General features: G+C 67.6%; 17 protein-coding genes and 1 pseudogene. All 18 read left to right on the top strand.

The window, feature by feature from the left end; translation table 11 throughout:
- Window positions 1–59: 59 nt before the first annotated feature.
- Window positions 60–524 carry a head completion/stabilization protein gene (locus BMY22_RS16105; RefSeq protein ID WP_090623806.1) on the top strand — a complete coding sequence of 155 codons (465 nt, stop codon included), beginning with the start codon at window positions 60–62 and terminating at the stop codon, window positions 522–524.
- Entirely contained in the window at window positions 524–730 is a 207-nt protein-coding gene (locus BMY22_RS16100; RefSeq protein ID WP_090623805.1) for a tail protein X, read from the top strand. The genes BMY22_RS16105 and BMY22_RS16100 overlap by 1 nt, the downstream gene beginning before the upstream one ends.
- 20 nt (window positions 731–750) lie before the next feature.
- Window positions 751–963, top strand: coding sequence for a hypothetical protein (locus BMY22_RS16095; protein ID WP_090623803.1), 213 nt, complete (start codon window positions 751–753; stop codon window positions 961–963).
- Window positions 960–1,427 (top strand): lysozyme, encoded by a 468-nt coding sequence (locus tag BMY22_RS16090; RefSeq protein WP_090623802.1) that lies wholly within the window; start codon window positions 960–962, stop codon window positions 1,425–1,427. Before BMY22_RS16095 ends, BMY22_RS16090 begins: the two co-directional genes overlap by 4 nt.
- 8 nt (window positions 1,428–1,435) lie before the next feature.
- Window positions 1,436–1,753 (top strand): annotated as a pseudogene (locus BMY22_RS16085) (Rz-like lysis system protein LysB); the annotation flags it as partial.
- Window positions 1,680–1,937: an Rz1-like lysis system protein LysC gene (lysC, locus tag BMY22_RS24935; protein WP_341865012.1), complete on the top strand. Its 258-nt coding sequence runs from the start codon at window positions 1,680–1,682 to the stop codon at window positions 1,935–1,937. The pseudogene BMY22_RS16085 and the gene lysC, both read left to right, overlap by 74 nt.
- A 9-nt stretch (window positions 1,938–1,946) precedes the next feature.
- Window positions 1,947–2,135: a hypothetical protein gene (locus tag BMY22_RS16080; protein ID WP_090623801.1), complete on the top strand. Its 189-nt coding sequence runs from the start codon at window positions 1,947–1,949 to the stop codon at window positions 2,133–2,135.
- A 4-nt stretch (window positions 2,136–2,139) separates the two neighbouring features.
- Window positions 2,140–2,412 (top strand): hypothetical protein, encoded by a 273-nt coding sequence (locus BMY22_RS16075; RefSeq protein WP_090623799.1) that lies wholly within the window; start codon window positions 2,140–2,142, stop codon window positions 2,410–2,412.
- A complete protein-coding gene (locus BMY22_RS16070; protein WP_090623798.1) occupies window positions 2,412–3,656 on the top strand; it encodes a phage head spike fiber domain-containing protein in 1,245 nt (414 codons plus the stop codon). Before BMY22_RS16075 ends, BMY22_RS16070 begins: the two co-directional genes overlap by 1 nt.
- A gap of 9 nt (window positions 3,657–3,665) precedes the next feature.
- A complete protein-coding gene (locus BMY22_RS16065) occupies window positions 3,666–3,950 on the top strand; it encodes a hypothetical protein (RefSeq protein ID WP_090623796.1) in 285 nt (94 codons plus the stop codon).
- Window positions 3,947–4,477 carry a phage tail protein gene (locus tag BMY22_RS16060; protein WP_090623794.1) on the top strand — a complete coding sequence of 177 codons (531 nt, stop codon included), beginning with the start codon at window positions 3,947–3,949 and terminating at the stop codon, window positions 4,475–4,477. Before BMY22_RS16065 ends, BMY22_RS16060 begins: the two co-directional genes overlap by 4 nt.
- The gene (locus BMY22_RS16055) at window positions 4,470–4,925 is read left to right on the top strand and encodes a phage virion morphogenesis protein (protein ID WP_090623793.1); all 456 of its coding nucleotides are present in this window, start codon (window positions 4,470–4,472) and stop codon (window positions 4,923–4,925) included. Before BMY22_RS16060 ends, BMY22_RS16055 begins: the two co-directional genes overlap by 8 nt.
- 66 nt (window positions 4,926–4,991) lie before the next feature.
- Entirely contained in the window at window positions 4,992–5,540 is a 549-nt protein-coding gene (locus BMY22_RS16050) for a phage baseplate assembly protein V (protein WP_090623791.1), read from the top strand.
- A complete protein-coding gene (locus BMY22_RS16045; protein ID WP_090623790.1) occupies window positions 5,537–5,890 on the top strand; it encodes a GPW/gp25 family protein in 354 nt (117 codons plus the stop codon). The genes BMY22_RS16050 and BMY22_RS16045 overlap by 4 nt, the downstream gene beginning before the upstream one ends.
- Window positions 5,887–6,801: a baseplate assembly protein gene (locus BMY22_RS16040; RefSeq protein ID WP_090623789.1), complete on the top strand. Its 915-nt coding sequence runs from the start codon at window positions 5,887–5,889 to the stop codon at window positions 6,799–6,801. Before BMY22_RS16045 ends, BMY22_RS16040 begins: the two co-directional genes overlap by 4 nt.
- Window positions 6,794–7,366: a phage tail protein I gene (locus BMY22_RS16035; RefSeq protein WP_090623787.1), complete on the top strand. Its 573-nt coding sequence runs from the start codon at window positions 6,794–6,796 to the stop codon at window positions 7,364–7,366. Before BMY22_RS16040 ends, BMY22_RS16035 begins: the two co-directional genes overlap by 8 nt.
- A 6-nt stretch (window positions 7,367–7,372) precedes the next feature.
- Window positions 7,373–9,112, top strand: a complete 1,740-nt coding sequence (locus BMY22_RS16030) for a glycoside hydrolase family 5 protein (RefSeq protein ID WP_208599307.1) — start codon at window positions 7,373–7,375, stop codon at window positions 9,110–9,112.
- Entirely contained in the window at window positions 9,112–9,708 is a 597-nt protein-coding gene (locus BMY22_RS16025) for a hypothetical protein (protein ID WP_090623786.1), read from the top strand. The genes BMY22_RS16030 and BMY22_RS16025 overlap by 1 nt, the downstream gene beginning before the upstream one ends.
- Window positions 9,709–9,717 lie beyond the last annotated feature (9 nt).

Raw genomic sequence — 9,717 nt, 5'->3', positions numbered from 1 at the left:
GATCCAGGCAGGTTTCTGCCCCGGTGACGTCCCGCCCACCGCCGAACCTGGAGCACAGCATGAGCGGATTCATCGCCAACGGCGGCAGCGCCGCGCCCTTCGTCCTGGTCAACGACGGCTGGTTCCCGGACATCGACGCCGACCACCTGCGCGCGGCCCTGCGCCTGGACAGCAGCATCACCGATGCCCGCCTCGAGGTCGCCGCGGTCAACGCCATCATCAGCGTCAACCGCGAACTCGCCACCTACAAGTCCGGCGAGCAGGCCAACGGCCACGCGGCCCTGGTCGACGTGCCGGCGGTGACCATCAAGGGCGAAAGCGAACTCGTCCACCTCTACCGCCGCGCCGTCTACTGCACCGCCGGCGCCGAGCTGGCCGAGCGCTACCGCAGCTACGACGCCACCGCCGCCGGCAACCAGCGCGCCGACGACCTCACCCCCAGCATCGACGAATACCGCCGCGACGCCCGCTGGGCGATCCGCGATGTGCTCGGCAACGCGCATACCACCGTGGAGCTGATCTGATGGCCGCCGTCATCGCCCACCAGGGCGACACCCTCGACGCCCTCTGCTGGCGGCACTACGGCCGCACCGCCGGGGTGGTCGAGGCGGTGCTCGAGGCCAACCCGGGTCTGGCCGACCTCGGCCCGATCCTGCCCCACGGCCAGCGCGTGACCCTGCCCGAGCAGGCGCCGCAGCCACAAACCCAGACTGTCCAGCTATGGGACTGACCGCAACCAAGGAGCGCGGCATGGCCGACCAAAACCTGTTTCAAGCTGCCGCCATCGAAGCAGCAAAATCCGCCCCCCCTGTGGCTGTCACCAGCGCAGTGATCGCCGGCATGAGCATCAGCGATTGGGTCGCGATCCTGACCGGCATCTATGTGCTGCTGCAGATCGTGGTCCTGGTGCGCAAGCTGTTGCGCGAGCGCAAGGCCGAGCGCGCAGGAGTGGAACGGCAATGACCATGCAACGACGGTTGGCCATCGCCGCCGCCGGGGCGACCCTGAGCATTGCTTCGGTCGTCGTCGCCAATTTCGAGGGGCTGCGTACCAAGGCTTACCGCGACCCGGTAGGCATCCCGACGATCTGCTACGGCCACACGGCTACGGCGCGCATAGGGCAGACCAGAAGTCAGGCCGAGTGCGACGCCTTGTTGCGTGGCGACCTTGGCGACGCCCTGGAGCAGGTCGACCGGCTGGTGACGGTGCCGCTGCCGGTGGAACGCCGGGCGGCCCTGGCATCCTTCGCCTACAACGTGGGCTCCGGGAGGCTTTCCGGCTCGACACTGCTGCGCAAGCTCAATGCCGGTGATGCGGCCGGTGCCTGCGCGGAGCTGTCCCGCTGGGTCTATGCCGGCGAGGAGAAACTGCCTGGCCTGGTCCAGCGCAGAGCCACAGAGCGAGAGCTGTGCGAGGTGGGGCTGTGATCCGCCTGATGCTGTTGCTCGCCATGCTGGCCAGTCTCGCCCTCTATGCCTGGGGCGTCGCTCAGCAACGCGACCGTGCCGAGGCTGCCGCGCAGCAGGCCATCGAGCAGCGCGACCAGCTTGCCCGCCAGACCACCACCCTGGCCGCCGACCTGGTCAAGGAGCGTGCCGCCCAGGCCGGGCTGCGCGCCACCCAGGACGACCTGCGCGCCGCGCTGGCCCGCCGGCAATCCCAGCTCGAGGACCTCAAACATGAAAACCAGGAACTGCGCGACTGGGCTGCTCGGCCTCTGCCTGACGCTGCCCGCCGGCTGCTCGAGCGTCCCGCCCTCACCGGCGCCGACGCTTACCGTGAGCGCCTGCCCGATAGTCGTGCCGTGCCGGCTGTCGCCGAGCAGTCCGCGCAGTAACGGCGACCTGCTCGAGGCGCTCGAGCGCACCGAAGCCGCCTGGGCCGAATGTGCTGCCCAGGTGGACATGGTCTATCGCCACCAACAGAACACCCGATGAGACGCCCCCATGGACGAGATTGCCGAACAGATTGACCGCCTCGACGACCTGGTCGCCGACCTGCACACGCCGCTGCCGCTGCGCCTCCACGTCCGCAGCCTCAAGGAATCGCTGCCGGCGGTGATCGAGGGCTTGAAGGCCGGCTACCTCGCCGCCGGCGGGGAGAATTACTGGGCGCCCTGCGCTGAATTGAGGTAACACCATGGCCCTACTGGGAAACTACACCGGAAAAAGCAACTTCCAGGCACCGGAGATTTCCATCAGTGCCGATGGTGTCGTGCAAGCTTTCATCATTGGCACGATCGGCAAGGGAGAAGTGCGTGTCGCTCTGGATATCGACGGGGCCGGTTTCCATGAATACCCCGAACTGATCTTTTCCAAGAGGACGACATTCGAGCTGAATGTGAAGGCGGGGGACAAGCTGAAGTTCAGCTTCATCAACTGCACCGATGCCGGCGCCAAGGTGCGGATGTGATGCGCACGCCGATCGTCGCTAGCTTGGTGCATCCGATGGTCAGGACGATCGGGGAGGCCGGTGCACAGCGCTACTTCGGGCCGTCCCTGTCGCTGGACTTCATCAACCAGCAGTACAGCATGGGGGCTGTCTGGCAGAAGCCGACCGCCAAGTCGTTCTCCGCCCTCGTCACGCTCACCCGCTCGACCGGCGGCGGGCGATTCAACGCCGCGGGGGTCTACGAGTGGGTCGCCGCCAACCAGCCTCGGTTCGACTACGACCCTCTGACCCTTACGCCCCTGGGCCTGCTGATCGAGGAGCAGCGCACCAACCTGTGCCTACAGTCTGACTCGATCCTCACGCTACCATGGATCGGACAGACCGGTTCAATCGAGTCGACCATCCCATCGCCAGACGGGACATTCAACTCCACCCGGCTCAACTACGGTACGGTCGCGCAGACCTACCAGCTTCTTACGGTCACGCCGGGCCAGCAGTACACGTTCAGCTACTTCGTCCGGTTGGGCACGAAACCGTCCAACTCGTATGCGGTGTACGACCACACCAACAGCGCGTTCCTGGTCGCGGCTACCGTCAACGCCAGTGCCACGACGGCGCGATGGACCCGGTTGACGGTGACGTTTACTACCCCGGCGAACTGCACGCAGGTTCGCATCTACCCCGACCGCAACGACAGCGCAGGTGTGACTGGGACGATCTACCTGTGGCGCGTGCAGCTCGAGGCGGGCGCATTCGCCACCAGTCCTATCCCGACGGCAACGGCACAGGTGACGCGGGCTGCCGACGTGGTATCAGTGAACGTCATGGCCCCGTGGTATCGCCAGAGCGAGGGGACCATCGTAGTCAAGGGCGATCTGCTCAACCGAAACGCCAGCACCAAGGTATCCGTAGACATTGGCGCGGGTGGCGCACTCGGCACAACCCTGTTCATCAAGCACATCACGTCGTTCGATATCGCCAACCCGGATACGGCACCGATCAGCGTGGCGTCCATAGCCAACAACGCCACGCTCGGCTTCCGGTGCGCGCTGGCCATGCGGCGCAACGACATGCTTCTGGCGAGCAACGGTGCGCTCGGGTCTGCAGATACCGCCTGCGAGATACCGGTATCGCCAACGAGACTGACGCTCGGCGCGGGTGGATGGACGGCCGCCGGGGGTTATCTGAACGGGCACTTGCGCTCCGTTGCCTATTACCCTCGGCGCCTGCCGAACACTGACCTGCAGGCTCTCACCGCCGCATAAGGAGTCCCCATGACCGACTACTACCTGCGGGCGCCCGATGCCGACACGCTCCAGTCCGCGCTGATCGAGGTCGGCGCCGCCCAACTCGTCGATGGTGCCCTGGTCCCGCTGGAAGGCGAGGATGCCATCGACATTATTGGCGTCTGGTACGAGCGCACCGGCGGGACCGACGAAGACCCGGTGTACACGGCAGTGCCCGGCTACCACGGAAACGTTCGGTCGGTTGCCCCGATCACCTGGCCGGAGACGGTCGAGGCGATGGAGCCGACCACACCGTGGAGGGTCTGGGGATGAACAAACCCGAATCCCTGCGCGCCCACCTGCTCACCGCGGTGCCCGAGCTGCGCCACAACCCCGACCGCCTGCTGGTCTTCATCGACAAGGGGCGGCTGCGTAGCACCGCTGCGGGCGGCCTGTCCTTCGAGTACGGCTACACCCTCAACCTGCTGTTCACCGACTACGCCGGGCACCCGGACGCCATCGCCATCCCGCTGCTGGCCTGGCTGCTGGTCAACCAGTCCGAGCTGCTGGTCAACCTGGAGAAGGGCAAGGACGCCATCCAGTTCGAGGCCGACGTGCTGGCCAACGACAAGGTCGACCTGTCGATCACCCTGCCGCTCACCGAGCGGGTCATCGTCAGGAAGCAGGCCGACGGCACCCTGCAGGTCACCCACGCCGAGGAGCCACCGTACACCGAGCACCTGGAGAGCACCCATCTGCAGGTCTTCGCCGACGGCGAGCTGCTCGCCGAATGGGACACGCCGGCCCCGACCGGCGTCGCCCTGGAAACTCCGCACCCGGGGCCGACCCGCCATGGCTGATGATCTGCGCGCCCTCGAGGACTGGGCCGGCGTCCTGCTCGCCAAACTCGGCGCCGGCGAGCGCCGCCAGCTCAACCAGACCATCGCCCGCGACCTGCGCCGCAACCAGCAGCAGCGCATCGCCGCGCAGAAGAACCCGGACGGCACCCCCTACGCCCCGCGCAAGCCCAGGAGGGACCTGCGCGGCAAGGTCGGCCGCGTGCGCCGGCAGATGTTCGCCAAGCTGCGCCAGGCCAAGCACCTCAAGCTGCAGAGCACGGCGGGCAGCATCGCCCTCGGCTTCGTCGGCCGCACCGCGCGCCTCGCCCGCGTCCACCAGTACGGCCTGCGCGACCGGGCCGAGCGGGGCGCCCCCGACGTCCAGTACGACCGGCGGCAACTGCTCGGCCTCACCGATGCCGACCTGGAGCTGATCCGCGACCGCCTGCTCGAGCACCTGGCCGGCTGACCTCGGCCTGTAGCGCCCGCCGCTACAAGCCCGGCCACGCGACACCCGCACCTGCTGCGGGCCAGCATGGTTGCCATGAATACCGCCGACCTTATCCGCCGCCTCGAAAACCTGATCCGCTTCGGCACCGTCGCCGAAGTCGATCCGGAAAAACCGCGCTGCCGCGTGAAGACCGGCGGCCTGCTCACCGGCTGGCTGCCCTTCTTCGCAGCGCGCGCCGGCGAGGACCGCGAGTGGGACCCGCCGAGCCGCGGCGAGCAGTGCATCCTGTTCTCGCCCTCCGGCGATCCGGCCACCGGCGCCGTGCTCGTCGGCCTGTACAGCGACGCCTTCCCCGCACCGGACAACGACCCGAAACGCCACCGGCGCACCTACCGCGACGGCGCGGTGATCGAGTACGACACCGAGAACAGCCAGTACCTGATCGACATTCCGGCCGATGGCAAATACGTCCTGCGCTGTGGTCCGGTGGTCCTCGAGCTGTCGGCCGAGGGCGTGAACATCACCGGCCTGGTCACCGTGAGCGAGGACGTGATCGCGGCCCTTATCAGCCTGATCGGGCACGTCCACGGCGGCGTGCAGAGCGGCTCCGGCACCTCGGATGAACCGCAATGACCGGCATGTCCCGCACCACCGGCCTGGCCATCGCCGACCTCGAGCACCTGCGCCAGTCGATCGCCGACATCCTCACCACCCCGCTGGGCTCGCGCCTGATGCGCCGCGACTATGGCAGCCTGCTGCCCGAGCTGATCGACCAGCCGCTCCACGGCGTGACCGTCACGCGCCTCTATGCCGCCAGCGCCGCCGCGCTGATGCGCTGGGAGCCGCGTCTGCGCCTGTCCCGTGTGCAGCTCACCCTCGGCAGCGCGCCGGGCAGTGCCTTTCTCGACATCGAGGGCAGCGAGGTCGACGGCAATGCGCCGCTCAGCCTGCGTGTGCCGCTCAAGATGGGAGCCACCGCATGAGCACCGCCATCGACCTCAGCCTGTTGCCGGCTCCCACCGTCATCGAGCCGCTGGACTTCGAGACGATTCTCGCCGAGCGCAAGGCCCGGCTGATCGGCCTCCACCCGGCAGCCGAACAGGCCGACCTCGCCGCGCGCCTTGCGCTGGAGTCCGACCCGCTCAACAAGCTGCTGCAGGAAAACGCCTACCGCGAGCTGCTCCTGCGCCAACGCATCAACGACGCGGCCCGCGCCGTCATGCTCGCCTATGCCGTTGGCCCCGACCTCGACCAGCTGGGCGCCCGCGACGACGTCGAGCGCCTGCTGGTCGATCCGGGCGACAGCACGGCCATCCCGCCCCGGGCGCCGGTCTACGAAGACGACACCGCCTTCCGCCGGCGCATCCAGCTCTCGCCGGAGGGCTACACCACCGCCGGCAGCCAGATGAGCTACGTCTACCACGGGCTGAGCGCCGACCCCGACGTCGCCGACATCGAGGCCGTCAGCCCGGTACCCGGCGTGGTCACCGTCTACGTCCTGTCGCGCAGCGGCGACGGCAGTGCTTCCGAGGAGCTGCTCGCGGCTGTCAGTCGCGCGCTGAACGCCGAGGAAGTGCGACCGATGACCGACCAGGTCGGCGTGCAGTCGGCCAGCATCGTTACCTATGCCATCGTCGCCGAGCTGGTCCTCTATCCAGGGCCGGATGCCGCCGTGGTACGCGCCGCCGCCCTGGCCGCGGCCGAGGCCTATGCCGCCGCTCAGCATGCTCTGCGCCGCGACGTGACTCTCTCCGGGCTCTATGCCGCGCTGCACCAGCCCGGCGTGCAGCGGGTCGACCTGAGTGCGCCGGTCGCCAACCTGGTGATCGGCAGCGGCGAGGCCAGCTACTGCACCGGCATCACCCTCACCGTGGCGGGGGAGACCGATGTCTGACCTGCTGCCTCCCAACAGCACCGCCCTGGAGCGGGCCCTGGCCGAGGTCGGGGCGACTGCCACCGACCTGTCGGTGCCGATCCGCGACCTATGGGACCCGGACACCTGCCCCCTCGCGCTGCTGCCCTGGCTCGCCTGGGCTTGGTCGGTGGACGAGTGGAGCGACGCCTGGAGCGAGCAGCAGAAGCGCGACACCGTCCGCCAGGCCCTGCCGGTGCAGCGCATCAAGGGAACCATCGGCGCGGTGCGTCGGGCTGTTTCAACGCTGGGCGTCGAGGTGCGCGTGCAGGAGTGGTTCAACCAGAGCCCGCCCGGTCAGCCCTACACCTACCGCCTGCTGGTCGATGTCGACCAGGGGCAACTGATGCAGACCGACATGGCCGGCATCCTGCGGATTGTCGAGAACGCCAAGAACCTGCGCTCGCACCTCGAGCAGGTGCAATTCGCCGTCCGCAGCCCTTGCACGGTCTATGCAGCCGCCGTGGCCTGTGTCGGCAACGAAATCCAGCTGGGTTTCAAGGGAAACCCCGTCGTGATCAATGCACTGGCCATCTGCCTCGGATAGTCGTACATGGACATCAAGAGCTTCTTTGCCCAAGACACCACCGGCGCCATCCTGCCAGGGGCTACCTGTTATCTGTACCGCGAGGACGGTGTCACCCTGGTCGAGGGCCTGCAGGGGGCCGGCGGTACGCCGCAGGGCAACCCCTTCCACGCCACCGACTACGGCCTGATCCAGTTCTCCGCGCCGGATGGCAGCTATATCCTGCGCGTCACCGCTGGCCCGCGGGATTACCGCATCCCGGTGCAGTGCCTCGATGTCACCGCACTGCTCGCCACCCTGGCCAGCCTGCGCGAGCAGATCGACAATCATATCGGCGCCGGCGGCGAGGCCCATGCCGTGGCCACCGAAAGCGCTGCCGGATTCCTGGCCGCCGAGGACAAGGCCCGCCTCGATGCGCTGCTGGCAGGCGGTTCGATTCTGCCCAGCCTCTCGATCGGCGACGCCACGCTGACTGGCGACAGTCTGCCTGCGCTGTCCGTGGGCGATGCCTCCCTCGAGGGCGACGCCGAACCGGAAGATCCGGAAACGCCGACCGATCCTGTACCGCTGGGCGCCCTGATGACCGCCGGCGCACAGATCCTCGATGTCGCCACCGGTACGCCGGTGCAGCTCAGCTCCGTAAACTGGTTCGGTGCCGAGGGTACCAACCACACGCCGCACGGCACCTGGCTACGCAGCTACACCGCCATCGTCGACCAGATCGCCGAGCTGGGCTTCAACTGCATCCGCCTGCCATTCTCCGGCGACATCGTCGGCGCCACGCCGCCACCCTCGGCCATCGACTTCGCGCTCAATCCGGCCTTCACCGGCAAGACCGCGCTCGAAATCCTCGACCTGATCATCGACTACGCCGCCGACAAGGGGTTGTACGTCGTGCTCGATCACCACCGCCGAGCGGCCGGCGCCGGCGCCGATGGGGCTCCGACCGATGCCGGCTACAGCGAAACGGACTGGCACAACAGCTGGATCGCCATGGCTCAGCGCTATGGCAGCAAACCCAACGTGGTCGGCGCCGACCTACACAACGAACCGCATGACCTGACCTGGAATGACTGGGCGACGCTGGCCGAGGCCTGTGGCAATGCCCTTCATGCAGTCGCGCCGCACTGGTTGGTCATGGTCGAAGGGGTGGGTCAGTACAACGACGACAGCTACTGGTGGGGCGGCCAGCTGATGGGCGTGGCGACCCGGCCGGTGGTACTGACGCAGGCCGATCGCGTCGTCTACTCGCCACATGAATACGGCCAATCCGTCGGCACGCAGTCCTGGCTGGCCTACGACGGCCAGACGCCGCCCGCCAACTGGCCGATGAACCTGTACGCCGTCTGGCGCAGCCACTGGGGCTTCATTGCCGAGCAAGGTATCGCGCCGATCTGGATCGGCGAGTTCGGCGGCAAATACGGGGTGGATGGAACGGGCACGGTGGGTGCGGCGCCCCATGGGGCCTACGAGATCCAGTGGACGCAGGAACTGGTGAAGTATCTCAACGGCGATTTCGACGGCGATGGCCAGCGCGATCTGCCCAGCAGCCAGACCGGCCTGTCCTTCGCCTACTGGTCGCTCAACCCCAATTCGGGCGACACCGGCGGCCTGCTCCAAGACGACTGGAGCACTCCGCAGCCGAGCAAACTCGACCTGCTCGCCCCCCTGTTCACCGCCCCGGCACCGACACCCGCCGAAACCCTGGTCGACGACGACGACATCCCGCTCGTCGACGATGACGATACCCTCCTGGAGGATGATTGATGACTCGCAAAACCAGTGCGTTTGCGGCAGCCGAGGCTCTGGATGCCGGCACGGAATTTCTGGTGCGCCAGAGCGGCAACAAACGCCTGCCGCGAGCGGCGCTGCAGGCCTATATCGAAACATTGCTGCCAGAGTCTCCCGGCAGTAGCAGTGGCACGCTCACCGCTCTGCGAAGCGATGACCTGGGCGTGACCGAGACCACCCTGGTCGATGCCCTGACATTCAACGTACAGGCCAATACCGTCTACCGGCTCTCGGCATCGTTGCTGTACCGCACGACCGCCGTCGGCAAGGGAATCCGCGTTGGCATCGGTGGTACGGCGGGGGTGCAGTCGGTGGCCATCCGCGCGGCCACGTTCGATTCGAGCGGTGCTCCGGTAGCCCAGTTCGCCCATGCGAAGGGTGCCCCTCTGATCTTCCCGAGTTCCGCCAACGGCGGCGATGACAACCTGCTCGAAATCACCGGGCAGGTCTACACCACGGCTGCCGGGACGCTGACGATCCAGATCGGCGCCGCCGTCCAGTACGACTACACCGCCGCCCAGAAAGGCTCTGGCGGCTTCCTCGAAGCCCTTGGCACCATTGCCGCTGCGTAACAGGATCGA

Origin of the sequence: Azotobacter beijerinckii, assembly GCF_900110885.1 — a bacterium.
Taxonomy (GTDB): domain Bacteria; phylum Pseudomonadota; class Gammaproteobacteria; order Pseudomonadales; family Pseudomonadaceae; genus Azotobacter; species Azotobacter beijerinckii.
This window is presented reverse-complemented; position numbering and strand designations above follow the sequence as displayed.

What these genes read in the sequence shown, in the direction of transcription:
- BMY22_RS16065 (WP_090623796.1), top strand. Translation starts at nt 3,666, where the DNA reads ATGACCGACTACTACCTGCGGGCGCCCGATGCCGACACGCTCCAGTCC.
- BMY22_RS16090 (WP_090623802.1), top strand. Translation starts at nt 960, where the DNA reads ATGACCATGCAACGACGGTTGGCCATCGCCGCCGCCGGGGCGACCCTG.
- BMY22_RS16070 (WP_090623798.1), top strand. Translation starts at nt 2,412, where the DNA reads ATGCGCACGCCGATCGTCGCTAGCTTGGTGCATCCGATGGTCAGGACG.
- BMY22_RS16060 (WP_090623794.1), top strand. Translation starts at nt 3,947, where the DNA reads ATGAACAAACCCGAATCCCTGCGCGCCCACCTGCTCACCGCGGTGCCC.
- BMY22_RS16100 (WP_090623805.1), top strand. Translation starts at nt 524, where the DNA reads ATGGCCGCCGTCATCGCCCACCAGGGCGACACCCTCGACGCCCTCTGC.
- BMY22_RS16050 (WP_090623791.1), top strand. Translation starts at nt 4,992, where the DNA reads ATGGTTGCCATGAATACCGCCGACCTTATCCGCCGCCTCGAAAACCTG.
- BMY22_RS16095 (WP_090623803.1), top strand. Translation starts at nt 751, where the DNA reads ATGGCCGACCAAAACCTGTTTCAAGCTGCCGCCATCGAAGCAGCAAAA.
- BMY22_RS16055 (WP_090623793.1), top strand. Translation starts at nt 4,470, where the DNA reads ATGGCTGATGATCTGCGCGCCCTCGAGGACTGGGCCGGCGTCCTGCTC.
- BMY22_RS16105 (WP_090623806.1), top strand. Translation starts at nt 60, where the DNA reads ATGAGCGGATTCATCGCCAACGGCGGCAGCGCCGCGCCCTTCGTCCTG.
- BMY22_RS16040 (WP_090623789.1), top strand. Translation starts at nt 5,887, where the DNA reads ATGAGCACCGCCATCGACCTCAGCCTGTTGCCGGCTCCCACCGTCATC.
- BMY22_RS16080 (WP_090623801.1), top strand. Translation starts at nt 1,947, where the DNA reads ATGGACGAGATTGCCGAACAGATTGACCGCCTCGACGACCTGGTCGCC.
- BMY22_RS16075 (WP_090623799.1), top strand. Translation starts at nt 2,140, where the DNA reads ATGGCCCTACTGGGAAACTACACCGGAAAAAGCAACTTCCAGGCACCG.
- BMY22_RS16045 (WP_090623790.1), top strand. Translation starts at nt 5,537, where the DNA reads ATGACCGGCATGTCCCGCACCACCGGCCTGGCCATCGCCGACCTCGAG.
- BMY22_RS16025 (WP_090623786.1), top strand. Translation starts at nt 9,112, where the DNA reads ATGACTCGCAAAACCAGTGCGTTTGCGGCAGCCGAGGCTCTGGATGCC.
- lysC (WP_341865012.1), top strand. Translation starts at nt 1,680, where the DNA reads ATGAAAACCAGGAACTGCGCGACTGGGCTGCTCGGCCTCTGCCTGACG.
- BMY22_RS16030 (WP_208599307.1), top strand. Translation starts at nt 7,373, where the DNA reads ATGGACATCAAGAGCTTCTTTGCCCAAGACACCACCGGCGCCATCCTG.
- BMY22_RS16035 (WP_090623787.1), top strand. Translation starts at nt 6,794, where the DNA reads ATGTCTGACCTGCTGCCTCCCAACAGCACCGCCCTGGAGCGGGCCCTG.